23 protein-coding genes and 1 other annotated feature are annotated in these 25011 nt (G+C 46.8%); of the genes, 16 read left to right on the top strand and 7 right to left on the bottom strand.

Annotated features, from left to right (window positions below; all coding sequences use genetic code 11):
• Positions 1-8 precede the first annotated feature (8 nt).
• The 5 genes from rluB to GWI56_RS09930 form a co-directional block, all read right to left on the bottom strand.
• Entirely contained in the window at positions 9-884 is an 876-nt protein-coding gene (gene rluB, locus GWI56_RS09950) for a 23S rRNA pseudouridine(2605) synthase RluB (RefSeq protein WP_028760991.1), read from the bottom strand.
• On the bottom strand, positions 877-1473 hold the full coding sequence (scpB, locus tag GWI56_RS09945; protein WP_198572804.1) for an SMC-Scp complex subunit ScpB: 597 nt from the start codon (positions 1471-1473) through the stop codon (positions 877-879). The genes rluB and scpB overlap by 8 nt, the downstream gene beginning before the upstream one ends.
• 3 nt (positions 1474-1476) lie before the next feature.
• Positions 1477-2265, bottom strand: coding sequence for a ScpA family protein (locus tag GWI56_RS09940; RefSeq protein WP_105252121.1), 789 nt, complete (start codon positions 2263-2265; stop codon positions 1477-1479).
• Between the two features lie 159 nt (positions 2266-2424).
• A complete protein-coding gene (locus GWI56_RS09935; protein WP_028760994.1) occupies positions 2425-3045 on the bottom strand; it encodes an L-threonylcarbamoyladenylate synthase in 621 nt (206 codons plus the stop codon).
• Complete coding sequence (locus GWI56_RS09930; protein WP_105253095.1) at positions 3042-3902, bottom strand: PHP domain-containing protein; 861 nt, start codon at positions 3900-3902, stop codon at positions 3042-3044. Before GWI56_RS09930 ends, GWI56_RS09935 begins: the two co-directional genes overlap by 4 nt.
• A 211-nt stretch (positions 3903-4113) precedes the next feature.
• Positions 4114-4221: a sequence feature (Trp leader region), on the top strand.
• 98 nt (positions 4222-4319) lie between these two features.
• On the opposite strand from GWI56_RS09930, the gene GWI56_RS09925 reads away from it, so the two are divergent.
• The 16 genes from GWI56_RS09925 to xthA all read left to right on the top strand — a co-directional run bounded on the left by GWI56_RS09925 (position 4320) and on the right by xthA (position 22595).
• Complete coding sequence (locus GWI56_RS09925) at positions 4320-5993, top strand: anthranilate synthase component 1 (RefSeq protein ID WP_198572803.1); 1674 nt, start codon at positions 4320-4322, stop codon at positions 5991-5993.
• Positions 5994-6002: 9 nt separating this feature from the next.
• Complete coding sequence (locus tag GWI56_RS09920; protein WP_173496376.1) at positions 6003-6605, top strand: aminodeoxychorismate/anthranilate synthase component II; 603 nt, start codon at positions 6003-6005, stop codon at positions 6603-6605.
• Positions 6602-7648: an anthranilate phosphoribosyltransferase gene (gene trpD / locus GWI56_RS09915; protein WP_173496377.1), complete on the top strand. Its 1047-nt coding sequence runs from the start codon at positions 6602-6604 to the stop codon at positions 7646-7648. The genes GWI56_RS09920 and trpD overlap by 4 nt, the downstream gene beginning before the upstream one ends.
• Before the next feature lie 6 nt (positions 7649-7654).
• Entirely contained in the window at positions 7655-9133 is a 1479-nt protein-coding gene (gene trpCF / locus GWI56_RS09910; RefSeq protein ID WP_173496378.1) for a bifunctional indole-3-glycerol-phosphate synthase TrpC/phosphoribosylanthranilate isomerase TrpF, read from the top strand.
• Positions 9134-9328: 195 nt separating this feature from the next.
• Complete coding sequence (gene trpB / locus GWI56_RS09905; protein ID WP_012089560.1) at positions 9329-10519, top strand: tryptophan synthase subunit beta; 1191 nt, start codon at positions 9329-9331, stop codon at positions 10517-10519.
• 5 nt (positions 10520-10524) lie between these two features.
• Complete coding sequence (gene trpA / locus GWI56_RS09900; RefSeq protein ID WP_173496379.1) at positions 10525-11361, top strand: tryptophan synthase subunit alpha; 837 nt, start codon at positions 10525-10527, stop codon at positions 11359-11361.
• 246 nt (positions 11362-11607) lie between these two features.
• The gene (locus GWI56_RS09895) at positions 11608-12042 is read left to right on the top strand and encodes a glycerate kinase (RefSeq protein WP_198572802.1); all 435 of its coding nucleotides are present in this window, start codon (positions 11608-11610) and stop codon (positions 12040-12042) included.
• A gap of 71 nt (positions 12043-12113) precedes the next feature.
• Positions 12114-12398, top strand: a complete 285-nt coding sequence (locus GWI56_RS09890) for a DUF2798 domain-containing protein (RefSeq protein WP_028761002.1) — start codon at positions 12114-12116, stop codon at positions 12396-12398.
• A gap of 733 nt (positions 12399-13131) precedes the next feature.
• Positions 13132-14646, top strand: a complete 1515-nt coding sequence (locus tag GWI56_RS09885) for a lysine N(6)-hydroxylase/L-ornithine N(5)-oxygenase family protein (RefSeq protein WP_198572801.1) — start codon at positions 13132-13134, stop codon at positions 14644-14646.
• 2 nt (positions 14647-14648) lie between these two features.
• On the top strand, positions 14649-15374 hold the full coding sequence (locus GWI56_RS09880; protein WP_198572800.1) for a GNAT family N-acetyltransferase: 726 nt from the start codon (positions 14649-14651) through the stop codon (positions 15372-15374).
• A gap of 9 nt (positions 15375-15383) precedes the next feature.
• On the top strand, positions 15384-17312 hold the full coding sequence (locus GWI56_RS09875; protein ID WP_198572799.1) for an IucA/IucC family siderophore biosynthesis protein: 1929 nt from the start codon (positions 15384-15386) through the stop codon (positions 17310-17312).
• Positions 17313-17408: 96 nt separating this feature from the next.
• Positions 17409-19613, top strand: a complete 2205-nt coding sequence (locus GWI56_RS09870) for a TonB-dependent siderophore receptor (RefSeq protein WP_198572798.1) — start codon at positions 17409-17411, stop codon at positions 19611-19613.
• Positions 19614-19736: 123 nt separating this feature from the next.
• Entirely contained in the window at positions 19737-20825 is a 1089-nt protein-coding gene (fhuF, locus tag GWI56_RS09865) for a siderophore-iron reductase FhuF (RefSeq protein ID WP_198572797.1), read from the top strand.
• 113 nt (positions 20826-20938) lie between these two features.
• Positions 20939-21484, top strand: a complete 546-nt coding sequence (locus GWI56_RS09860) for a septation protein A (protein ID WP_028761007.1) — start codon at positions 20939-20941, stop codon at positions 21482-21484.
• On the top strand, positions 21484-21783 hold the full coding sequence (locus tag GWI56_RS09855) for a YciI family protein (protein ID WP_028761008.1): 300 nt from the start codon (positions 21484-21486) through the stop codon (positions 21781-21783). The genes GWI56_RS09860 and GWI56_RS09855 overlap by 1 nt, the downstream gene beginning before the upstream one ends.
• Positions 21783-22595 (top strand): exodeoxyribonuclease III, encoded by an 813-nt coding sequence (xthA, locus tag GWI56_RS09850; RefSeq protein ID WP_028761009.1) that lies wholly within the window; start codon positions 21783-21785, stop codon positions 22593-22595. The genes GWI56_RS09855 and xthA overlap by 1 nt, the downstream gene beginning before the upstream one ends.
• A gap of 993 nt (positions 22596-23588) precedes the next feature.
• Here the strand turns inward: xthA and GWI56_RS09845 are convergent.
• Positions 23589-24014 (bottom strand): SMI1/KNR4 family protein, encoded by a 426-nt coding sequence (locus GWI56_RS09845; RefSeq protein ID WP_198572796.1) that lies wholly within the window; start codon positions 24012-24014, stop codon positions 23589-23591.
• A gap of 187 nt (positions 24015-24201) precedes the next feature.
• Entirely contained in the window at positions 24202-24570 is a 369-nt protein-coding gene (locus tag GWI56_RS09840) for an SMI1/KNR4 family protein (protein WP_028761011.1), read from the bottom strand.
• Positions 24571-25011 lie beyond the last annotated feature (441 nt).

Raw genomic sequence — 25011 nt, 5'->3', positions numbered from 1 at the left:
AAAACAACTTAGCTGCGCTGACGCGATGGCTTAGGTTTTCCCGATCCGGTTACTTTATGCTTACGTACGGCGCGGCGAATTTTAGCACTCTTCACCTGAGCACGGGCTACGCTGTGTTTATCAGCGGCGAGCATAGTACGAGTTTCGGGCTCAAGACCCGCCAGCTTACGCAAGTAGTTAACTTGCTCTACGGGCAATTCAACCCAGCCACCGCGAGGCAGTGATTTTGGCAGTTCGACCATACCATAACGAATACGGATCAAACGACTCACCTGTACTTCTTGGGATTCCCACAAACGGCGCACTTCACGGTTGCGACCTTCGCGTAAACACACATGCCACCACTGGTTCATGCCTTCGCCGCCCGCTGGTTTGATGCTATCAAACTGCGCAGGGCCGTCTTCTAACATGACGCCAGTACGTAAACGTTGTACTGTCGCCTCAGGGATTTCACCAAAGGTACGCACTGCGTATTCGCGGTCGACTTCGTTCGATGGATGCATTAAACGGTTCGCCAACTCACCATCTGACGTAAACAACAATAAGCCTGAGGTGTTAATGTCTAAACGGCCAACCGCTACCCAGCGTGAATCACGCACTTTAGGTAAGCGATCGAATACCGTTGGACGGCCTTCTGGATCTTTACGACTACAAATTTCGCCTTCAGGTTTATGATATGCCAGCACACGGCAAATCACATCTTCGGCAGACTTTAACGAAATGGCTCTGCCATCGATACGCACTTTAGCATCAGCTTCAATACGATCCCCAAGGCTAGCAATTTCACCATCAATACTAACTCGGCCTGCAGCAATCCATGCCTCCATCTCACGACGGGAGCCATGGCCTGCACGGGCCAAGACTTTCTGCAATTTTTCACTCATTAGTATTTTGCTCTTCTGACTGTTCTGGCGATGATTTCAAACCTGAAAAAACCGCCTGCAATGACTCAGTATCCGACAGCGGCGGTAAATCCGCTAAGGTATCTAAGCCAAAATATGCTAAAAATTCTAAGGTAGTGGCATATAACGCGGGTCGCCCCGGTACTTCTTTATGGCCAACTACTTTAATCCAATGTCTATCTGACAAACTTTTTATGATATGGCTACTTATAGCCACACCGCGCACCTGTTCAATATCGCCGCGAGTCACAGGTTGACGATAAGCAATCACCGCCAAGGTTTCTAATGTCGCACGCGAATATTTAGGCGCCTTTTCTTGCCACAGAGGCTGCAAAAAAGGACTCAAGACTTCTAAGGTCTGGAAGCGATAACCTCCAGCGACTTTCACAAGTTGCACACCTCTGTCTTGATAATCCTGCTGCAGCTCATCCAATGCAGCTTTTATTTTGTCTCTGGAAACCGTGAAATCCACCAATACAGTGTCTTTCAACATTTTCGCCGACAAGGGTTTCCCCAATACAAACAAACTCGCTTCAATAAGCTGTTTTAATTGAGTCGGATTTATCTGCATCAATTAATAGGCCTTAACGTAAATAGTTGAAAACGGCTCTGTTTGGTACAATTCGACCAATAATTCTTTGACTAATTCCATCAAAGCTAAGAAGGTGACTACCACGCCGGCACGGCCTTCTTCTAGGGTAAATAAACGTTCAAATGCCGTAAAATCTTCCGAGTTCAACATGGCTAAAATCTGGCTCATGCGCTCACGGGTCGATAACTGTTCACGCTTAACATGATGATCTTCATAGGCATCGATACGTTTGAGTACATCACCAAAGGCGCGGGCAATTTCAAACAACGAAACTTCTGGCGGGATCATTAACGGCTTAATGTCGGGTGCTGCCACTGCTTTGGCTTGAAATACATCCCGCTCGAGCCGCGGTAAATCATCGAGTTTTTGCGACGCTTCTTTAATCACTTCATAGGCTTTAAGCTGCCGAATAAGCTGTGCCCGTGGATCTTCCTCAACCTCATCTTCGGCCACCATACGCGGCAGCAGCAAACGGGATTTAATCTCGGCAAGCGTTGCCGCCATCACTAAATAATCAGCGGCAAGTTCGATTCGAGCCTGAGTCAGCAACGTAATATATTCTAAATACTGCGCGGTGATTTGCTGAATGGGTAAATCGACAACGTCTAATTTTTGCTTACGGATCAAATATAAAAGTAAATCCAATGGCCCTTCAAAGGACTCGAGGAACACTTCCAATGCCTCAGGCGGAATAAACAAATCCAGCGGCATTTCGGTCATTGCCTGACCACGAATAACGGCTAAGGGTAAACTTTGTTGCGTGCCCTGCATCCGCTATCTTGCTCCGTTAACACTGCGCTATCCAACCTAGGCTAACGCCAAACGCGCGATTATACCTGTAAATCTACGGCGATAAAACTGCCAAATGTTGACTACCACTATCCGAATCACTTACCCGCATCCATTAGCGATAAATCTAATGCGGCAAATTTAGAGGAACGGCGTGATATCACCCGCGCCTTCACGTAAAATCTCGGCGCCATCTTCAGACATATCAATCACAGTCGTTGGCTTTTCGCCTAAATAACCACCGTGGATAATCACATCCACCTGATGCTCGAGCAAATCACGAATTTGTTCAGGATCAGACTCGGCAAATTCTGCATTCGGCATCACTAAACTGGTCGACATCAGCGGCGCATCTAAGGCTTCAAGTAACGCCAGTGCGATCACATTGTCGGGCACACGAATACCTATGGTCTTTTTCTTGTCATTTTGTAAGCGACGCGGTACTTCTTTAGTCGCTTTGAAAATGAAGGTATAAGGTCCAGGCGTGCAACTTTTTAGGATGCGATACGCCTGATTATCCACTTTAGCGTAAGTCGCAAGCTCGGATAAATCGCGGCACATCAAGGAAAAGTTATGATCGTTCTCAATTTGACGAATTCTCGCCATCCGCGTCATCGCGTCTTTCTCACCAATCAGGCAGCCTAAGGCATAGCCCGAATCGGTGGGATAAACAATCACACCGCCGCTTTTCAATACGGCAACCGCCTGACTAATAAGCCGCGTTTGCGGATTTACTTCATGTACATAAAAAAACTGACTCATGGTCGTTCCATCCAAGATTCCGATTGCCAGACCCAATCAATACCTTGGGGCTGATACAGATTTTTACCTAATTCTATCCAATTGCTCGGAAAGTGAAAATCACTCCCTATCGATGCAAGCAACTGGTTTTGGACACTCAGCGCCACAAGATTGGCCCTGTCGTCTAATGTTTGCTGGCCAAGCACCACTTCCATGGCATCTCCACCCGCTTCTTTAAATTCACGCACTAAGCGCTTAAGCCACTTAGCCGATAACTTATAACCACTGGGGTGCGCCAACACGGCTAACCCACCTGCGTTATGGATGATATCAATAGCACTGGCCATATCACCCCAATTATTAGGCACATAACCGGTTTTACCGCGTGCAAGGTAGCGTTTAAAGACGCTCGGCATATCCACAGCATGACCATTTTCAGCCATCCAGCGAGCGTAATGTCCACGGCTCAATGCCGCATCACCCGCCAACGCCTTAGCACCTTCGTAGGCACCTTCAATGCCAGCTTTAGCTAATCTATGACCAATTTCTTGAGCACGTAATTCACGTAATTCACGCTGGTTTTCTAAAAATGCTAATAACGCTGGATTATCAGCATCGAAGTTAAGCGCCACTATGTGGATATCGTAACTGTTCCAGCGAGTAGAGATTTCCACGCCAGAAATCAATTTCAATGGAGTAGCTTGTGCCTGATTAAAGGCACGGGCTTCAGGTAAACCAGCCACTGTGTCGTGATCGGTAATGGCAAATAACTGCACACCCTTTTCAAGGGCTCTTGCCACCAATTCAGACGGCGTTAATTGACCGTCTGATGCGGTCGTGTGGCTATGTAGATCAGCCAATATGCTTTGAGTATTCATGGCGCTATTGTACGCGAACTTGTTAACAAATGCGCTGTTATCTCGTATTTTGTGGCTGAGTAACATCAATTTTATGCATCATTGCAGCGAATAAATCGCAGGAAGTGAAAAATATTCAATTGACATTCAGCTCCAGCTAAGGTTTTCTATACACCAATTGACTGAATTAGCGAGACCCTTTTGAATGACACACATTAACGCTTCATTAAACATCATTTGGTGGTGGCACTTCCCAACGTAGCGGGTGGTGTGAAGCTCTGTGCTCATTTGAAAGTGACCAGAATCAACAAGAAGCCCGCAGAAATGCGGGCTTTTTTGTTAGGTGCGAAAAATGTCGGCAGACTCGGGTAAAAAAATTAAGAAAGCGAGATAACTCATGATGTTAAAGACATTTTATAAGGTAGCTGGAATATGAACATGCCCAAACAGACATTCGCACGCTCAAGCACACTCAAGGCGGCATTAACCTACCACAGCGATCCACTACGCTTATATCAGCACATCACCCAAGATGCGCCCCATACTATGTTGCTCGAATCGGCCGAAATCGACAGTAAAGATCACTTAAAAAGCATGGTGATGACCCATGCCGCCATGATGATCCGCTGTGACGGTTATCAGCTGACCTTCACTGCACTGACCGACAATGGCGCGAGCTTACTTGCTCCCATCGCGCTATTTTTCAGTACTGCTGTCAATGTAGCCCGAGATAACTTGACCTTAGTGGTGACGCTGCAAAAAGACACTCAGCTGCAGGATGAAGATGCGCGCTTAAAATCGACCTCGCCACTCGATGGTCTGCGGATGTTTATCCAGCAGATTGATTGTGGCGCTCATACTGACAGCCAGACTAAACCCGCCTTTGAGGATCTGTTTTTAGGTGGCGTACTGGCCTACGACTTGATTGATACCGTCGAACCACTGCCAGCCGTACCGAACCGCGATAACGATTGCCCTGATTACCTATTTTACCTCGCTGAAACCTTAATCCTTATCGATCATAAACTTAAACAAGCCGACATCATTACCCATAACTTCAGTCACGATTCAGCTCAATATGCCACCATCACCGCAACGCTAAGTGAGCGGGTACAAAGTTTAACTGCAGAGTGTAAAACCCTCGGTAATTCACCTGCCGATATACCGACACTGGTCGCCATCGACGCAACTGAGCAAGTCAATATTTCCGATGAGGTGTTCAAACAAACCATTATCGATTTGAAAGAACACATTATTGCGGGCGATATTTTCCAAGTAGTGCCATCCCGTAGCTTTAGTTTGCCTTGCCCGAATACTTTAGGGGCTTATCGTGCCCTGCGCCTGACGAACCCTAGCCCTTACATGTTTTATTTCAGAGGCCAAGATTTCACGCTTTTTGGTGCCTCACCAGAAAGTGCGCTCAAATTTGATGCCAGCAGTAATCAGGTGGAAGTCTATCCGATTGCTGGCACCCGTAAACGCGGTAAAACCGCCACGGGCGAGATTGATTTTGACTTAGACAGCCGTATTGAACTTGAACTGCGTTTAGATAAAAAAGAACTGTCGGAACACTTAATGCTGGTCGATTTAGCGCGCAACGATATCGCACGCATCAGCCAAAGCGGCAGCCGCAAAGTCGCCGAACTATTAAAAGTTGACCGTTATTCCCATGTGATGCACCTCGTCAGCCGTGTAACGGGTCAACTGCGCCAAGATTTAGATGCCCTGCATGCTTATCAGGCCTGTATGAATATGGGCACATTAGTGGGCGCACCAAAAGTACGTGCATCACAACTGGTACGCCAAGCAGAAAAAGCCCGTCGCGGCAGCTATGGCGGCGCTGTGGGTTACCTTAATGCCCTTGGAGACATGGACACTTGCATCGTGATCCGCTCCGCCTTTGTTAAAAATGGTACCGCCTTTATTCAAGCGGGCGCTGGCGTGGTATTTGATTCTGATCCCCAAAGCGAGGCTGATGAAACCCGTCAAAAAGCCCAAGCCGTGATTTCGGCCATCAAAATGGGCGCTGGACTGCTAGTAACTGAATCACCAGTGAATGAATCGTCAGCCCAATCCACTTCAGCACAATCCTCTTCAGCACAATATAAATAGGAGCCAAACATGAAACTCTATCTACTCGATAACTTTGACTCCTTTACCTATAACTTAGTGGATCAATTTCGCAGCCTTGGCTGTGAAGTGGTGATTTACCGCAACGATGTTGCCGCCGATTATATCGCTGAAAAACTGCTTAACGAACAAGAGCCTGCAGCCCTCGTGTTATCACCAGGACCAGGTGCACCCCATGAGGCAGGTTCTATGATGGCACTTATCGCCAAAGTTGCGGGTAAGGTGCCTATGCTGGGTATCTGCCTTGGGCATCAAGCCATGGTGGAATATTACGGCGGCACAGTGGCACGCGCACCTTTTGTGGTACACGGCAAGGCAAGCCCGACTTTCCATGACGGTACTGGCGTATTTGCCAGTTTGCCCTCTCCCCTGCCCGTTGCCCGCTATCACAGTCTCGTCGCCACTCAAGTGCCGGATTGCCTGCAAGTGATCGCAACCACTGAAGATATGCCTATGGCGATTTTGCACCCTGAGCATAAAGCCGTTGGGTTTCAGTTCCACCCAGAATCAATTCTGACGACGTTGGGCAGCACACTGCTCATTCAAACCTTGGCATTTCTGACCCAAGACATGACAGTAGGAGTAAATGCATGAGTACAAACAATATTCAGCCTTTACTCGACCTTTTATACCAAGGTAAGAGTTTAAGTCGCGAGCACACCTTTGAGATTTTTAGCGCGTTAATTCGCGGTGAAATGAGTGAAGCCACTATGGCTGGCATGTTAGTCGCGCTCAAGATGCGCGGCGAAACCATTGATGAAATCAGCGGCGCCGCCGATGCGATGCGCGCCGCCGCCAAGACGTTTCCCTACTCGAATGGCGATAACCTTAGCAATGGAATCGTTGACATAGTTGGCACGGGTGGCGATGGCTTTAATACCATTAATATTTCCACCACTGCGGCCTTTGTTGCCGCGGCGGCGGGCGCCAAGGTCGCCAAACACGGCAATCGTAGCGTGTCGAGTAAATCGGGTTCATCGGATCTTTTGGCGCAGTTTGGCATTGACTTAACCATGTCACCAGACACCGCCAGTCGTTGCCTCGACGCATTGAACCTGTGCTTTTTATTTGCGCCCCACTACCACGGCGGAGTAAAACATGCGGGGCCGGTCAGGCAAGCACTGAAAACGCGCACTTTATTCAATGTGTTAGGGCCACTTATCAATCCTGCCCGCCCCGAATTTATGTTACTTGGCGTGTATAGCCCTGAGTTAGTCTTACCGATAGCGAAAGTATTAAAGGCGCTTGGCACAAAACGCGCTATGGTAGTGCACGGCAGTGGTTTAGATGAAGTCGCGCTGCACGGCAACACCCAAGTGGCCGAATTAAAAGACGGCGACATCATAGAGTATCAACTCACGCCCGCCGATTTAGGTGTGCCTTTAGCACAAATCAGTGACTTAGAAGGCGGCGAACCCGCGCAGAATGCCTTGATCACCGAGGCAATTTTAAAAGGTTACGGCACAAATGCGCATGCCAATGCGGTCGCCATCAATGCCGGTTGTGCTTTATATGTGTGTGGGATTGCTGATTCAGTGAAAACAGGAACCTTACTTGCGCTCAGTACCATACAAAGCGGTAAAGCCTTTGAATTGTTAAGCCAATTAGCTAAAGTCAGCAGTGAAACAAAGGAATAAGTGGCAATGACTCAAGAACTGATAACAGATAGCCAAGATATGAGAACTCAGCCACAGGCAGCAACAAACCCTATGCCAAAAAGTAATGTGTTAACCCGTATTGTCGATACCAAAGCGGCCCATATTGCCGCACTGAAACTGCGTTTTCCTGAGGCCAGTCTGTCGCCAAAAATCTCTGACCGCAGTTTATTTGCCGCACTCAAGGCGCCCAAGGCGGGTTACATTTTAGAATGTAAAAAAGCCAGCCCGTCCAAAGGGCTTATCCGCGATGTGTTTGATGTAGAAGCCATTGCCGATATTTACGGAAAATATGCGGCGGGCATTTCGGTATTAACCGACGAGCAGTTTTTCCAAGGGGATATGGACTATATCCCTAAGGTGCGCGCTCGGGTGAACCAACCGATTCTGTGTAAAGATTTTTTTGTCGATGAATACCAAATTAAACTCGCTGCTCACCAAGGCGCCGATGCCATTCTGCTGATGCTATCCGTACTCGATGATGCGCAATATCAACGTCTGGCGAAAGAAGCCGCTAAGTATCAACTCGATGTGCTGACCGAAGTCAGTAATGAAGAGGAACTTAAACGCGCCATCGCATTAGATGCGCCGATTATTGGGATCAATAACCGTAACTTAAGGGATTTGAGTACCGATCTCGCTACCACAGAGGCCTTAGCGCCACACATTAGCAGCGACCGCGTGGTGATCAGCGAATCTGGTATCTACAACAATCAGCAAGTACGCCGCCTGAGTCCACTGGTTGATGGTTTCCTCGTCGGTAGTTCGATAATGGCCGAGGCTGATATCGACTTAGCCTGCCGTAAATTGATCTTCGGTCACAATAAAGTCTGCGGCCTCACCCGCATGGAAGATATTCGCGCCGCGGCAACGTCAGGTGCCGTCTATGCCGGGCTGATTTTTGCTGAAAAATCCCCGCGCGCATTAACCCTTAATGCAGCTGAACAATTGCTCAGGGAATATCGCGCATCCGCGGCTCCCGCCATTGAATTCGTCGGTGTGTTTGTTAATGCCGCGCCAAGCACCATTACGGATACCGCAGCCAGTTTGCAGTTATCTGCCGTACAGCTGCATGGCACTGAAACTGAACTTGAAATCGCACAACTCGCAGAGCGACTTGAGCAAGCGGGACTCACTACTCAAATTTGGAAAGCCGTCAGCGTCGATGCGCAAACGGGTGAGCTTGGTAACTTACCTCAGGGAGCATCGCGATATCTCTTTGATAGTAAAACGGCAGACCAATTTGGCGGCTCGGGCCAAGCCTTTAATTGGCAAAATATTGATGTAAAATCCCTCTGCCCACAAAAGGCCTATGCCATGTTGGCGGGCGGACTCAACGCCGACAATGCGGCCAGTGCCAATGCCCAAGGATTTTACGGTTTAGATTTTAATTCTGGCCTAGAAACCGCCGCAGGAATTAAATCGGCGCAACTGATCCAAACGGCTTTTGCCCATTTACGTCTCTAGCCTATCGCGCTAAGCAAGAAGCCCTAGATGCTGTTGGTGCTCGACAAGAGTGATGCTCAACAAACAATATGAACCTATTAATGCCAGTGGCCAAATAGATAACGGCTCAGTTAACACTATGATGCGGTTAACCCCAAGACGCTATTAGCACCATCAAGCCACTGACAAACTGATTGATAAGATAAGGAAAAAGGTATGTCAAAGTTAAAGCTTAACCCTTATTTCGGCGAATACGGCGGCATGTATGTGCCACAGATTTTAGTGCCAGCCCTTAAGCAATTAGAAACTGCCTTTGTGGAAGCGCAGGAAGATGACGACTTTAAAGCCGAATTTACCGATTTACTGAAAAACTACGCGGGTCGCCCAACAGCACTCACCTTAACCCGCAATTTAAGCCCAAATCCTATGGTGAAAATCTACCTTAAACGGGAAGATTTACTCCACGGCGGCGCCCATAAAACCAACCAAGTGTTAGGCCAAGCCCTGCTTGCTAAACGCATGGGTAAAAAAGAAATTATTGCTGAAACCGGCGCAGGACAACACGGCGTTGCCACCGCCCTTGCCTGCGCGCTGTTAGGCTTAAAATGTAAAGTCTATATGGGTGCCAAAGACGTTGCGCGCCAATCACCGAACGTATTTAGAATGCGTTTGATGGGCGCAGAAGTGATCCCTGTCACCTCAGGTTCTGCCACCCTAAAAGATGCCTGTAACGAGGCGATGCGCGACTGGTCTGGCAGCTACGAAAAAGCCCACTATCTTCTGGGCACAGCTGCGGGGCCACATCCGTTCCCAACCATAGTGCGTGAATTCCAACGCATTATTGGCGAAGAAACCAAGAAGCAAATGCTGGAACGTGAAGGTCGCCTGCCCGATGCCGTTATCGCCTGTGTGGGCGGCGGTTCCAACGCTATCGGCATGTTTGCTGATTTTATCGACGAACCAAGTGTCGAACTGATTGGCGTCGAACCTGCGGGTAAAGGCATAGACACGCCAATGCACGGCGCGCCGCTTAAACACGGTAAGACTGGTATTTTCTTCGGCATGAAAGCGCCTTTGATGCAAGACAGCGAAGGGCAAATCGAAGAATCTTACTCGATTTCAGCCGGATTGGACTTCCCCTCCGTTGGCCCGCAGCACGCGCATCTTAATGCCACTGGCCGCGCCCGTTATGAATCGGCTACCGACGATGAAGCCTTAGAAGCCTTCCAACAACTGGCGCGCTGTGAAGGGATTATCCCCGCATTAGAATCAGCGCATGCTATCGCCTATGCCGTCAAAATGGCGCGCGAGTGCACCAAAGAAACCATTTTAGTGGTCAATCTTTCCGGTCGTGGCGACAAAGATATTTTCACCGTTTCTGACATTTTGAATGGTAAAGAGGTATAACGAACATGAGTGATACATTGACTAACCCAGGCCTTTACCAAGCGGCCCGTTACCAAGCCACCTTTGCCAAACTCAACGCCGAAGGCCGTGGCGCTTTTGTCCCCTTCGTCACCCTTGGCGATCCTAGCCCTGAGTTATCGCTAAAAATTATCGATACCTTAGTGCAAAACGGCGCCGATGCCTTAGAACTGGGCTTTCCGTTTTCCGATCCCTTGGCCGATGGCCCAGTGATCCAAGGCGCTAACCTGCGTTCTTTAGCCGCAGGCACGACTCCAACGGCGTGTTTTGAATTACTGGCGCAAGTGCGTGCTAAATATCCTGAACTTCCAATCGGTTTGCTGCTGTATGCGAACTTGGTGTTTGCTAACGGCATAGATGCGTTTTACGCCAAAGCGCAGCAAGCGGGTGTGGATTCAGTACTTATCGCCGATGTGCCAGTGGAAGAATCAGCGCCCTTTAGCGAAGCCGCTAAAGCACATGGTATTGCGCCGATTTTTATCGCGCCGCCCAATGCTGACAGTGAAACCCTGGAGCAAGTGAGTAAAAGTGGTGAAGGTTACACCTATCTCTTATCCCGCGCAGGAGTCACAGGCACAGACACGAAAGCTGGCGTGCCGGTAGAGGAAATTTTATCTAAATTAAAAGCCTTTAACGCCCCGCCACCGCTCCTCGGTTTTGGTATTGCCGAGCCTTCACAGGTAAGCGCCGCCATCAAAGCGGGCGCTGCGGGGGCGATTTCTGGCTCTGCCGTAGTAAAAATCATCGAAACCCACCAGCACGATGAAGTTAAGCTACTTGCAACGCTTGGGGAATTTACTCGCACAATGAAGGCTGCAACCTAAGCGAGTCTTGATTTAAATAATCCAATATAAATCAAGAATTCAATTACAAATAAAATAAGTGAGGTAGACTCGTCGCCTCGCTTATTTTGTTTATATTTACCAAGCTCTATGTTTACTCAGCCTTTATCTCCCTCAAACACTATCTATCAAGGCAATACTGACACTCACGCAGTACTACACTGACAGCGTATTTATTTAGTCACAGTTCCTCGATAGAATGCCCTATTGAAGAAAAACGGACTTTTTATGCAGTATCGGATCTATATTCTCGAATTAACGCCTTGGGGCTGTGGTTTTGAAGGTGAAGTTGCAGGTAAATGCGATAATGGTGCGCCAATTTGGTTTTACTACCAAGGTAGCGATCAGCAGGCCGAAATTCGCTTTCCGGTTAACCAATGGGTCACAATTGAGTTGCTTGGCCGATTAGCGAGTGCAAGCATTCAAGCTAATGATATAATTAAACAAACTCCACACCAACATCTGAAGTTCCCGCTGCATAACTGTCACTTTGAAGCTTCAGGACAAATCATCGACATCAGCCAAACACCCGAAGATACAATTTACCTGTTGCAATCAAACTTACCGCTCCCCTTTGATAATGAACTTGGGAAATCCCCTATCTCGCTAGGCCATTGGGTTAATGTAACAGGCGAGCTTTGGGTAACAAATTGGATGAATTGAGTCGATAAAAAAAGGTATAGTGCTAGCCTGTAACAAATCATTCGCCTGATACATATCCATTAGAGGATCCGATGACCATTTCTAAATCTTTACCCGATAACAAACCTCGTACTTTTTTGGGAACACCCAAATTACCGGCCAAGTATGCCACTGTGGTGATGCCATTTTTTCTCTCTATTCTCATGAGTTGTATCGTTTCTGGGATCAGCACTTTCAATGGCGTTGGCGCTTCACCGCAATTTCTCGAACTCTGGCTCGGCGCTTGGCTGATATCATGGGTTGTCGCCTTTCCGACACTGCTGATGGTGTTACCTTTGGTGCGTAAAATCACAGCTCATTTTGTCGATTTACGCTAGTTTTACGACTTAATCTTCCGATTTAACTATTTTATTTCAAAGCCGTTTTAGGACGGCTTTATCTTGAACTCCTTCTCTTATGCGTACAGCGACTAAAAATTACATCGATAATTGCTCGATCTGTTACCCTGCCCATATTCACTTAAACTAAAACAGTACGACCTACATCATACCAATCGTATTAAATCAAAGCGCTCATTGAGCCCCCTGTCCACGCTTTACAATGGATTTACACAGACCGTTTAGCGGCACCTATGTTTATTGTATAAGGATGACATGACTCCCACCTAAATCAATTTCCCTCTGCTCTCGAACCAACTCAAGCATTAATGTAAACCACTGTATTTATATCTTTTATAAAAATAGAGATCGTAAAATCCTAAATGATATACCCCCAAAACGCTGCCTAATTATCACCACTTTATCATTTACTTATTTGTACCATTAACCGTATCTGCCCCCCTTATTTATCAGTTAAAAGTATTAACCTACAACCCCACTCAAATGAGAATGGTTTGCATTTGAATATTTTCACATGCTAATTTACCTACCGTTGTCGGGACAGAGACAGCAGGAAATGGCCTAAGGACTGAGCTAAAAATAGCGAGTTGAACAACGCAAGATAAATAGCCAAACAGTCTATTTTGATAACCGCATTCACTTTGGTTTGCGTCCTTAGGTAACTGATTACTGGATCGGCAACGCGCAGCAGCATGTTGCCAAGGAGGCGTAAGTGAGTACACAGCAAAGGGAAATGGATCGCGAAATCTTTGATCTACTTGGCATAGGCATTGGCCCATTCAATCTTGGCCTCGCCGCCTTATCAGAACCTATTGACGGCTTTAACTGCTTATTTTTAGATGCTAAAACCAGTTTTGACTGGCATCCAGGCATGCTACTCAAATCCTCAAGATTGCAAACACCCTTTATGTCGGATCTGGTGACTATGGCCGATCCCACCAGCCGCTACAGTTACCTTAATTTTGCCAAGCAAACGGGCAGACTTTATCCCTTTTATATTCGTGAGAATTTCTTTTTACCTCGCCACGAATACAACTTGTATTGCCAATGGGTGAGCCAACAACTCAGCAACCTTAAATTTGGTTTTAAGGTCACTCAAGTGGATTACAACGCAGGTGAAAGTATTTATCGAGTTACAGGTTTTGATAGGCGCAGTGGTAAAACCCATACCTATCAATGCCGAAAGCTAGTGCTAGGCACTGGCACTGAACCTTATCTACCAAAGGATTGCCCAATCCAAGATACACGGGTCATGCATACCGCCAGTTATATGCAGCAAAAAACCTACCTGCAGAGTCAGAGTGCCATCACAGTAATTGGTAGTGGCCAGAGTGCGGCGGAAGTGTTTTACGATCTACTGCAAGATATTGATACCTATGGTTATCAACTCAATTGGATGACACGATCAGCGCGTTTTTATCCCTTGGAATATACCAAGCTTACTTTAGAGATGACCTCGCCAGATTATGTCGATTACTTCCACGAGTTGACCCCTAATCAAAGATGCTCACTGATCGCCAGCCAGAAACAGCTCTACAAAGGGATAAATTCTGAGCTGATAAACGACATTTACGATTTGTTATATCAAAAGCGCCTATTGGCCGATTTTCAATGCCGACTGATGACGAATGCGGCGCTGACTCATATCGAGCCCCAAGCCAATATGCTCAAGTTGCATTTCCACCACAATGAAAAAAATCACACCTTTGAGCAAGAAACGGGCGCCGTTATTTTAGGCACAGGTTACCACTATCGTTTACCCGAGTTTATCAGTGGTATTAAGCAACAAGTCGAATTCGATGACGCCGGACAACTTAGCGTGCAGCGTGATTACAGCATAGATATTCGAGGGGATATTTTTGTCCAGAATGTCGGTTTGCATACCCATGGGATAAGCTCTCCAGATCTGGGTATGGGCTGTTATCGAAACGGCACTATCTTAAAAGCCGTGCTCGGTTATGCGCCCTACCACATTGAGGAACATATCGCGTTTCAAACCTTCGATCCGGCCAAACTTGCTAGTCATCAGCCCTGCGGCGCCAATGCAATTAACACGCTGGATCTTAATCCAAGACATTTTCCTAAGGCGCCGCACAGAAAAACTCAAGTTGATGCGCCACAAACTATCCCTCCAACCAAGATTCCAAGTTCTGGCACAAGTTCAACCGTGAGTTCAGGCGCGGGAACCAATATGCCGGTTTTAATGGCGCCGAACCTGGAGGCATAATAATGGCAAGCCAATTTAGTAACCATTGTTTAACGCAACTATCCGCTATTTCGAGCATTAATGGTTTTCAGTTCAGAGCGTTAGACCTTACACAAGACATCCCAACACTACAGTCTTGGTTTAACCAAGATTACGCCAAGTTTTGGGGTATGCAGGGCTTGAACCTTGATGCCATAAAAAATCTGTTAGCAACAACAGAACACAAGTTTGCCTTGATAGGTGAATGGCAGGCCAAAGCGCTATTTATGGTGGAACTCTACGATCCCGTCCACGATGAAGTCGGTCAGCACTATCGTGTTGCGCCGGGTGATTGTGGTATGCATCTCATTATCGCGCCGCCAGATGGTAAACCCGTCAGCGGCTTATCCTTGAAGGTGATGGATGCGATAGCGCAGCTCGTGCTTGAAAAACTGGCCTTTAATCGCCTGGTGGTTGAACCTGATCAACTCAATAGCAAAATTCATCGCTTAAATAGCCTGATAGGCATTCGCTATGAAAAAGCGATTCAATTAAGCACTAAAGCTGCTTTCCTCGGATTTTGCACTGCGGCCCAGCGCCTTCAACCATCGAGCACGCCCTCTTTGACGAGCCTAGCCCAAACAACCTCAGCCCTGCCAAGCTCAGCTCCGTCAACGTCTGCTCTGCCAAACTTAGCAAGCCCAACCCTAGCAAAGCCAAGCTCGCACGCGGCATCTGCAATCTCTCCCATGACATTATCGACTCTTTAGGTGAATTAGATGAACTTACCCACAAAAGCCTTATTAATAAATCCATTGCCAACGCAAGATCATCATGCTCAAGCAGTACATGCTCAACAAAGCTCGGCGCTGTCGACAACATCGACTTCTATGCCAGAGCATTTAACCCCCGCCTATTGGCAAGCAGCTAATCATCATTTAGTGAAGAAAATCCTCTGCGAATTCACCCACGAGAAGCTCATTACGCCGACCCTGTACGGGCAAAAAGCGGGACTCAATCACTATGAACTCAGGCTCAAAGACAGCACTTATTATTTTAGTGCGCGGCACTATCAGCTCGATCATCTTGCTATCGATGCTGATTCCATCCGCGTTTCACTTGCAGGACAAGAGCAAATCCTCGATGCGATGTCGCTGATCATTTCCCTTAAAAATGACTTAGGGATCAGCGAAACCTTACTACCAACCTATTTAGAAGAAATCACCAGCACCCTCTACAGCAAGGCGTACAAGTTAGCGCATCAGGCGATTCCCGCAGCCACACTGGCGCGAGCCGATTATCAAAGCATAGAAGCGGGTATGACAGAAGGTCATCCGGTGTTTATCGCCAATAATGGCCGGATTGGTTTTGATATGCAGGATTACCGTCAATTTGCCCCAGAAAGCGCGATGCCGATGCAGTTAGTCTGGCTTGGAGTTCGCAAAAACAAAACCACGTTTGCCGCCCTCGAAAACTTGAGTCACGACGCATTATTAAAGAAGGAGCTTGGCCAGCAGTTCGATGATTTTCAGCAGCATCTTAAAACCCAGCAGCATGATCCACAGGACTTCTACTTTATGCCTGTGCATCCTTGGCAGTGGCGCGAAAAAATCGCCCGCGTCTTTGCCGGCGACATAGCCCGCGGCGATCTGGTTTATCTTGGTGAAGGCAATGAGCAATATCAAGTGCAGCAATCGATACGCACTTTCTTCAATCTTGCATCACCGCAAAAGTGCTATGTCAAAACCGCGCTTTCTATCCTAAATATGGGCTTTATGCGTGGTCTATCGCCTCTTTACATGAGCTGCACACCGCAAATTAATGCGTGGGTTGCAAACTTGGTTGAAAACGATCCTTACTTTGCCAAACAAGGCTTTGTGATCCTTAAGGAAATTGCCGCCATAGGTTACCACCACCATTATTACGAGCAGGCGCTCACCCAAGATAGCGCCTACAAAAAAATGCTCTCTGCCCTGTGGCGCGAAAGCCCACTGCCACACATTGAGCCTAAACAAAATCTGATGACCATGGCTGCGCTACTGCATACGGATCATGAAGATAAGGCCCTTATTGCAGCCTTGATAGCCGCCTCAGGCTTGCCAGCAAAAGACTGGCTGAGCCGTTACCTCAACTTGTATTTATCGCCGCTGTTACATGCCTTTTTTGCCTACGATCTGGTCTTTATGCCGCACGGGGAAAACCTGATCTTAGTGCTCGATGAATACGTGCCAGTCAAGATTTTAATGAAAGACATAGGCGAAGAAGTCGCGGTACTCAATGGCGCGAAGCCGCTACCTGATGATGTAAAACGCCTTGCGGTGAGCCTTGAAGAAGAGATGAAGCTTAACTACATCTTACTGGATATTTTTGACTGTATTTTCCGCTATTTAGCACCGCTGCTCGATGAGCAAACCAGTGTCAGTGAAAGCCAATTCTGGGAGTTAGTGGCGGACAATGTACGTGATTACCAAGCCCAGCATCCACATTTGGCCGACAAGTTTGCCCAATACGATCTGTTTAAGGACAGCTTTGTACGCACGTGCCTCAATCGTATCCAATTGAATAATAACCAACAAATGATAGACCTCGCCGACAGGGAGAAAAACCTGCGTTTCGCCGGCGGCATCGACAATCCCTTGGCGGCCTTTAGACAAAGCCATGCCTTTAAGCGCCCTATGCTTAGCAACGCTGAGCAAAGGACACGTTAACACACCACAAAGTGGATAACCCCGAAACTTTAGCATGGGCCAATGTTGGCCCAGCTTGTTTAACCCCCAACCTAAACGGAATTAAAGATCAACATTATGAAGACTTTTCCCCTCTCCAGCATCGCACTCGTCTGTCGGCAAGCCCTCGTTAACCCGAAGCTATTGCTGTGCTCAGCCATGTTAGCTACGGTTCCCCATGCCACAGCTGACACTGTCGATGCGGATAGTAAGACTAAAAAGCACCAGAAAGAAATTGAAGTCATCAATGTCATTGGCGCTAAGGACTTACACGACAACCGTTATAAAACCCAAGCGATGAACACGGCAACTGGGCTCGATTTATCCTATCTAGAAACACCGCAGTCGGTCACGTCTATCACCCGCCAAATGATGAATGATCAACAGCTTAATAGCGTGATTGATGCCATGACCAGCGTCGCGGGGATCAATGCCCGCCCAATGGATAACGACAGATACAGTATTAGTGCCCGCGGCATTGCCGTGAGCAGCATTTTGTACGATGGCGTGCCAACCACCTACGATACTCGCTTCAACTATGGGGATAATCTGATCGACACCGCCATCTACGAGCGAGTAGAAGTGGTACGCGGCGCGACTGGCCTCATGACGGGAGCCGGTAATCCCTCGGCGGCCATTAACCTTATCCGTAAACGCCCGACTCAAGAGTTTATGGGCAACACCTCGTTAAGTGTGGGCTCATGGAATAATGTGCGCGGTATGGTCGATGTTTCCAGCGGCTTAAATGACTCGGGTTCTGTGCGCGGTCGCGTGGTGGCCGCCTATCAGGATAAAGATTCATTCCAAGACAGGTACGAGCAGCAGCGCACTACGCTATACGGCATAGTCGAAACCGATATTGGCGATAGCACCTTATTCACCCTTGGTGTCGATTACCAAAATGCTACGCCGAGCGGCACTATGTCGGGCGGTTTACCGCTATTTTACAGCGATGGCAGTCGCACTAATTATGATCGTGCCACTTCAACGGCGCCCGATTGGGGCTCGGCGCATACCCAAGGCCTCAACACTTTTGCGAGTCTCGAACACAGATTAGACAACGGTTGGAACCTAAAAGGGACTTACACCTACGGCGATAACTCATTGGAGTTCGATGTACTATGGGCCACGGGATATCCTGATCCTGTAACCAATATCGGCGCCACTGCAGGCTCTATCGCCTATGTCGACGGCAGCCGCACCCAACACAATGTGGATTTGCGCGCCGAAGGACAATACCAACTCTTTGGATTAGAACATCAATTGATGTTTGGCTGGAATGGCCAACGCCAAGAGTTCGCCAATCCCTACTATTATCCCACTGCGGCAGTACCGCCTTTGGGGGATTTTCGCGATCCGAACTTCCAATATCCAAAACCTCAATGGAAGGAAACTTATACCACGGGTTCATTTGGCGAAACCAAACAGAGTGCAGCCTATGTAGCAACTCAGCTTAATCTCAGCGACGCGTTAGCTGTCCTCGTCGGATTACGCCTCAATGAGTGGGAAACCGACCAAGATAATTTTGGCAGCCGTTACGATTTCAACATCAGCAACGAACTCACCACTTACTTCGGCCTCACCTACGCCCTGACCGAGCAATATTCGCTCTATGCCAGTTATACGGATATTTTTGCACCGCAAACTAAGCAAAGAATCGATAAAAGCTACCTAGATCCAGTCAAAGGGAAAAACTACGAAGGCGGGATTAAGGCGAGCCTGTTCGATGAGGCTTTAGATATGTCGCTGTCGGTGTTTGAGATCAGGCAAGACAATGTCGGAGTCAGCACTGGCGATGTGATCCCAGGAACAACAACGCAAGTGTATGAAGGCGTAAACGGTACAAAAACACAGGGATTCGAATTTGAATCGACGGGTAAAATCACTGATGACTGGAATCTTTACTTAGGTTACACCCAGTTCACTAGCGAAGATCCTGAAGGCAAACGTATCAGTACCACTTCACCACGCCAGCAATTAAAACTCTTCACCACTTATACCTTTGGCGGTGATTGGCATAAATTGCAAATAGGTGCGGGGGTTAACTGGCAGAGCCGCGTCTACCAAACAGTTAATTCGCCACTTGGCAAAGTCGAAGTCGAGCAAGGCTCTTACGCGCTAGCGAGTCTAATGGCGAGTTACGCCTTCACCGAGCAACTTAAGCTCAGCGCAAACCTGCACAACGCCTTAGATAAAAGCTACTACAGCCAAGTCGGTCAATATAGTCAATTCCAATACGGTACGCCGCGAAGTGCCAGCTTAACCTTGGACTATCGCTTCTAAGTCAGATTTATATTGAGATCGTTCGAAAAACCTTGTGAGCCCAAATCTTGGGCTCGCAAGGTAATCATTTACATGGACTTATCGATAACCGCGGCAATCAATCACAGCCATTAAGGAGTCACTATGGCAAGCCAACGGAGAGACACCAGACTGCAAACATTGTGCGATATCTCGCCAAGCCACAACGCGTTGAATCAAACTATTTTGTCACTCAATCAGCTGTTACATCAACGGGCACCCTTCTATGGCGAGCACCTTCGCGCAACGCAGTCCACTACTGGGCTCAGTTTTGATGAATGGAGTAACGTCGATACTTATCAAAAACTCATTGCACGTTTTGCCATCGCACACCCTAGCGCAGAAACTCAGAGTGAAACTGAGGCTGTAACTAAAGATAAAACCGAGGCTACTAAAACAGCTGCAACCAGCCGAGCGCACGCTTTCGCCAGTAAAAGCGCTTTGGTCAGTAAAAGCGCTGCGGCCAGTAGAAAAGACACTCGCAAAGCGCTGCATTCACTTTGGGGTCAATGGTATTTTGGCCTTTTAGTTCCGCCTGTGATGGAGTGGATTTTTAACGCAAAAAAAGCCGATTTCGAGCCTATTCACTGGCAGCCACAGTCCGTTTTTATGCAGGTACACGCCAGTGGCCGAGTGGCAAAATTTGAATTTAAAATAACAAAGCAACAGCCAAATACCGCTTTGACCTTTAAAAAACACCACGGCATCGAACCACTTTCCCAAATAAACACTAAGCCAAGTTTCAAGACAGACACTAAGGTACACTCGCCATTAACCTCATATAAGCCGCCAGTTGATAAAGAACTCGCCCTACAAGGCCTTATCTTAAACTTACTGCAACCGAGTGTTGAGCGACTACTCACTTTGAGCCCCGTGCCCGCTAAATTATATTGGAGTCACTTAGGCTATCTGATCCACTGGTATCTAGGAGAGTTGGGATTATCTCAGCAACAAAGTCAGCAACTTAAGCAAGCTCTGTTTCGCAGAACGACCTTTTTTGATGGCACCCAAAATCCACTGTATAACAGCATCAATTTGATTGTTGAACCCAAAGAAGGCAGCACAAACATCCACTGCATTCGGCGTACTTGCTGCCTAAGGTATCAACTCGCCAACACTGGCCAATGCCACGATTGCCCACTACTAAGTCGCCCTAACGCTAAGACAAACGCAACCAAACAGGCACAAGTCTAACTTGCCCATTAAACCCATTTAATGGGCAAGATCGCAATCCTAGGCCCATGGTGCTTTTGCCCTTATGTTGCACATGCTACACTCAAGCCCATGTCTCTTTAACATGATTATTTATGAAACAACTGCTTGATTTCCTGCCCCTCGTCATCTTTTTTGCCGTTTATAAATTTTTCGATATTTATATCGCCAGCGGCGCATTGATCGCAGCCACAGCGCTTCAATTGATCGTGACCTATGCGCTATATAAGAAACTTGAAAAGATGCACTTAATCACCTTTGCTATGGTGACAGTGTTTGGCACACTCACTTTAGTGTTTCACGATGATTCTTTTATCAAGTGGAAAGTGACCATTATCTATAGTTTGTTTGCCATCGCCTTAGGTGTCAGTCAATTGCTCAATAAATCGATATTAAAGTCGATGTTAGGCAAAGAAATGCAAGTAGACGACAAAATTTGGGCTCGCGTAACTTGGTATTGGGTGATCTTTTTCGCCGCTTGTGGCCTAGTCAATATTTATGTCGCCTTTAGTTTGCCATTAGAAACTTGGGTCAATTTTAAAGTGTTTGGTTTAACCGCTTTAACCTTAATTAATACTGTCCTGACCGTATTTTATCTTTATAAACACCTTCCCGAAGATCAACGCAAGGAACTCAAATAATGTGGTATATGATTTCAGCTCAAGATTTTGAGAATAGTTTAGAAAAACGTTTAGCCGCACGCCCAGCCCATTTAGCTCGCCTGCAAGCCCTCGCCGATGAAGGTCGTTTACTGATCGCTGGCCCACACCCAGCCATCGACAGTGAAAACCCTGGTGATGCAGGCTTTAGTGGTTCACTGGTTGTCGCAGATTTTGAATCCTTAGTGGCAGCAAAACACTGGGCCGATGCCGATCCCTATATCGAAGCGGGCGTTTACCAAAGTGTTGTGGTTAAACCCTTTAAACGAGTCCTACCTTAATGAAAATAGTGTCCTTTAACATCAATGGTCTGCGGGCACGCTTGCATCAATTGCAAGCCTTAATCGATAGCCACCAGCCCGACATTATCGGCCTGCAAGAAACCAAAGTGCACGATGAGGCGTTTCCATTAGCCGAAGTCGAAGCTATGGGATATCAAGTGCATTACCACGGCGGTAAAGCTCACTATGGTGTTGCCATGCTGTCTAAAGTAGCACCAGAAAAACTGCAAAAGGGTTTTCCAAGCGATGACGAAGATGCCCAGCGCCGCATGATTATCGGCACATTTACCCAAGCGAATGGTCGTCCATTGACTGTGTTCAACGGCTATTTCCCCCAGGGCGAAAGCATAGACCACCCAACAAAATATCCTGCTAAACGTAAGTTTTATCAGGACTTAATGCACTACTTGCAGACAAACCACAGCAACGATGAAGATATCGCCATCATAGGTGACATCAATATTTCGCCGACCGATTTAGACATAGGCATAGGTGAAGTCAATCGTAAGCGTTGGCTGAAAACCGGCAAATGTAGCTTCCAACCGGAAGAACGTGAGTGGTTAAAAACCTTACAAGACTGGGGCTTAATCGACACTTTCCGTCAATTACATCCAGAGCGCATCGAACGTTATTCTTGGTTCGATTACCGCAGCAAAGGGTTCGATGACAACCGCGGCCTGCGAATTGATGTGATTTTAGCAACGCCTTCACTGGCAGCACGTTTAGTCGAATCCGATGTCGATTACGATCTGCGCGGCATAGATAAACCTTCAGATCACGCGCCCATTTGGAGCACGTTCAAAGAGGCTTAATCCGCTAACGTTCGACCATCTTAGTAGATATAAAACATCGGCTTAGGCCGATGTTTTTTTATGGGCGAAACATATTTTATCTTTGTCGTTCGATGAATGGTAAATGAGTCAAGTGTGATACTGAACGTAATTCACTTTTGGACAGATATGTCTTGAAGACGAGTGTTTTGGGACCAATAATTTTAGTTGTGAGGAGTTTAGCATTTGCTGATATCCACTCACACATGCTTGCCATGGTATTTGCTCGTCGACTCGCAGCCAGTCCATCCGTGAATGCTCGACCGCCCCATCTGATGTGAAAGGATTCACAAATGCCGCGATGGCATGGACGCCAAAGAGCGGCCATGGGGCGGACGATCGTCTCGCAAATCACCAAGGCTCACCTGTTTAGCATTGGCGAAACCTGTTTGTTTTTAAAGAAATAGGTAGCATGCTTTGGGACAAAAGCGTATTAGGTCATCAGCTATAACAAGTGAATTTCGCATAGAAATTTCTATGGTGTAACGCCTTGCTCAGCTGCATTTTTGGAGTAGAAGCTTTTGTGTTATCAAACAAAAAAGAAGGAACGGAAAAATTTCAGATACAGCAATTTGTTATGTTCGCATTCTGATAATACTATCAACATATTGATGGACCATTATTCAACTTTCACATAGAAGCAATTACATTTACAACTGAAAAGACCAATTTGAGGATCTTTAGGTGTAACTCCCTTACGTTTAGCTTGTGAGTTAGCAACTTCTACAGCGTGCTTAATCTCATTAATTTCTTTGCTAGATAGCCTTCTCGTATGCCCATGTACAGGACATCGTTCTCGTTCTCCATCACCCGATATTCGCTCTCCTGACATATTGATGCCCTCTTTCTAATTTCTACCGCTTTAAACATAACGCCGCCAGCAACTGCCGGAGTGAGTTGGAAGCTTTTTTACGTCTTTTTTGCAAAAAAGAAGACAGTTTACGGAGGTCAGATTGACTGGCCTTGTTAAACATTTTAGAAATTGAGCGAATAACCACTGGAAACCCACTCATTGAAATTTTCCGCCAACAATACCATAGACTCTTTCGTTAAATCGCCGAAAGGTACCCTATAAACTGGCCAGTCTTCTGAACTTATATTATGTGTGGTATCGAAGACAATTGACTCTCCCCCACCATCTGAACCAATAGCAACCAACCCAGGCAAGTATTGCTCGTAGCAATAGGCTTCTGTTAATTCGGATATCTCTTTAGCGCTCCAGAGCACAACTGAGTCATCTGGTTCTTGCACGCCAATCGGAGTTTCTGCCCCATTAGTTTCAAGCAAGAACTTCTTATACTCACTCGGAAGATCTGTTCCTAACCATTTCTCAAGAGCCTGAATTTCTTCAGCACTTGCTGGATTTTCCGGATATTCGAATTTATCTCGATATTTGCTCATAATGCTTAACGCCCATTTAAGGGGCTGATAATCGTTTGCTAAAATTGTGTAGCGAAGCGAAGTCGAGCAAACTGTTAGCAGTCCCGCTTTAAATGCTTGTATGGGTTAACGTTTGGCTAAGGGGCAGGCTTTAACCCATCACTGAGAGCGGAGCGAACGATTTGAACCACTATTTAGGCTATCACAGTTACTCAAGGTCTACACAAACCTGCTTGTGCCATGCAGAAAGATTCGGCCATTCTTCCTTAGTGCTGCCGTTGTGAGACCAATAAATTATCTCACCCGTCTTTGCTATGCAGAAATAGTCGCCATTATCCTCGATGAATGGCAAAAGGTCTCTTGGAAGACCCATGACATTCCAGGCTGTTTCAGCAATGTCAAAGATATCAAGATGGCCAGAGCCGGGTAAAATTACCGCAGGCTCAAAGGTAGCGTTTGCAACATCGCTGCCAGACTTCAAAAATGATCGGTAGTCGTCATGAAAACTGATGCCCAGTTTGCTTTCTGCGCTAGCTATTTCGGTATCTGTCGGGTTTCGAAATGGATCGTTATTCATAATTATTGTTGCCTAACGTTAAGCGGCGTCCCAAGCCAATTTTAATTGACCGAGGCGAACAAGTGATACTCTGGTGAACGTTTATCATCAACAAACAATTTAAAATTGCTTGATATTTTTCTTAAATATTTCCGATAAAGGTTAACACAATCAGCCATATAGAAACCATCAATTTCCCCAAATTCTATTTTTACAAAACACAGATTTCCACCGCCAACCACAGTGAAATACCCTCCGCAAAAAGGACATTTTCAGACATAACTTTCTCCCCTGAAATCTATGACCGTCAATTTAGATAATGTCACGCTGATAGAACGGAATGGGGCAATATAACTAAATAGTTCTTTGGGTACTTCCAAATTAAAATGGCGGAAATCAAAGATTTCCGCCATTGTCGGATGATACGTTACTACTTCATATGAGACTCAGTATCGTGCGTTA

Origin of the sequence: Shewanella sp. DW31, from assembly GCF_015767295.1 — a bacterium.
Classification (GTDB): Bacteria; Pseudomonadota; Gammaproteobacteria; order Enterobacterales; family Shewanellaceae; genus Shewanella; species Shewanella oncorhynchi.
Note: the sequence above shows the minus strand (reverse complement) of the source record. Positions and strands in the feature narration are given on the sequence as shown.

Bases quoted from the DNA above. Each gene is read 5' to 3' on its own strand.
- rluB (WP_028760991.1), bottom strand. From the start codon at position 884: ATGAGTGAAAAATTGCAGAAAGTCTTGGCCCGTGCAGGCCATGGCTCC.
- scpB (WP_198572804.1), bottom strand. From the start codon at position 1,473: ATGCAGATAAATCCGACTCAATTAAAACAGCTTATTGAAGCGAGTTTG.
- GWI56_RS09940 (WP_105252121.1), bottom strand. From the start codon at position 2,265: ATGCAGGGCACGCAACAAAGTTTACCCTTAGCCGTTATTCGTGGTCAG.
- GWI56_RS09935 (WP_028760994.1), bottom strand. From the start codon at position 3,045: ATGAGTCAGTTTTTTTATGTACATGAAGTAAATCCGCAAACGCGGCTT.
- GWI56_RS09930 (WP_105253095.1), bottom strand. From the start codon at position 3,902: ATGAATACTCAAAGCATATTGGCTGATCTACATAGCCACACGACCGCA.
- GWI56_RS09925 (WP_198572803.1), top strand. From the start codon at position 4,320: ATGCCCAAACAGACATTCGCACGCTCAAGCACACTCAAGGCGGCATTA.
- GWI56_RS09920 (WP_173496376.1), top strand. From the start codon at position 6,003: ATGAAACTCTATCTACTCGATAACTTTGACTCCTTTACCTATAACTTA.
- trpD (WP_173496377.1), top strand. From the start codon at position 6,602: ATGAGTACAAACAATATTCAGCCTTTACTCGACCTTTTATACCAAGGT.
- trpCF (WP_173496378.1), top strand. From the start codon at position 7,655: ATGACTCAAGAACTGATAACAGATAGCCAAGATATGAGAACTCAGCCA.
- trpB (WP_012089560.1), top strand. From the start codon at position 9,329: ATGTCAAAGTTAAAGCTTAACCCTTATTTCGGCGAATACGGCGGCATG.
- trpA (WP_173496379.1), top strand. From the start codon at position 10,525: ATGAGTGATACATTGACTAACCCAGGCCTTTACCAAGCGGCCCGTTAC.
- GWI56_RS09895 (WP_198572802.1), top strand. From the start codon at position 11,608: ATGCAGTATCGGATCTATATTCTCGAATTAACGCCTTGGGGCTGTGGT.
- GWI56_RS09890 (WP_028761002.1), top strand. From the start codon at position 12,114: ATGACCATTTCTAAATCTTTACCCGATAACAAACCTCGTACTTTTTTG.
- GWI56_RS09880 (WP_198572800.1), top strand. From the start codon at position 14,649: ATGGCAAGCCAATTTAGTAACCATTGTTTAACGCAACTATCCGCTATT.
- GWI56_RS09875 (WP_198572799.1), top strand. From the start codon at position 15,384: ATGAACTTACCCACAAAAGCCTTATTAATAAATCCATTGCCAACGCAA.
- GWI56_RS09870 (WP_198572798.1), top strand. From the start codon at position 17,409: ATGAAGACTTTTCCCCTCTCCAGCATCGCACTCGTCTGTCGGCAAGCC.
- fhuF (WP_198572797.1), top strand. From the start codon at position 19,737: ATGGCAAGCCAACGGAGAGACACCAGACTGCAAACATTGTGCGATATC.
- GWI56_RS09860 (WP_028761007.1), top strand. From the start codon at position 20,939: ATGAAACAACTGCTTGATTTCCTGCCCCTCGTCATCTTTTTTGCCGTT.
- GWI56_RS09855 (WP_028761008.1), top strand. From the start codon at position 21,484: ATGTGGTATATGATTTCAGCTCAAGATTTTGAGAATAGTTTAGAAAAA.
- xthA (WP_028761009.1), top strand. From the start codon at position 21,783: ATGAAAATAGTGTCCTTTAACATCAATGGTCTGCGGGCACGCTTGCAT.
- GWI56_RS09845 (WP_198572796.1), bottom strand. From the start codon at position 24,014: ATGAGCAAATATCGAGATAAATTCGAATATCCGGAAAATCCAGCAAGT.
- GWI56_RS09840 (WP_028761011.1), bottom strand. From the start codon at position 24,570: ATGAATAACGATCCATTTCGAAACCCGACAGATACCGAAATAGCTAGC.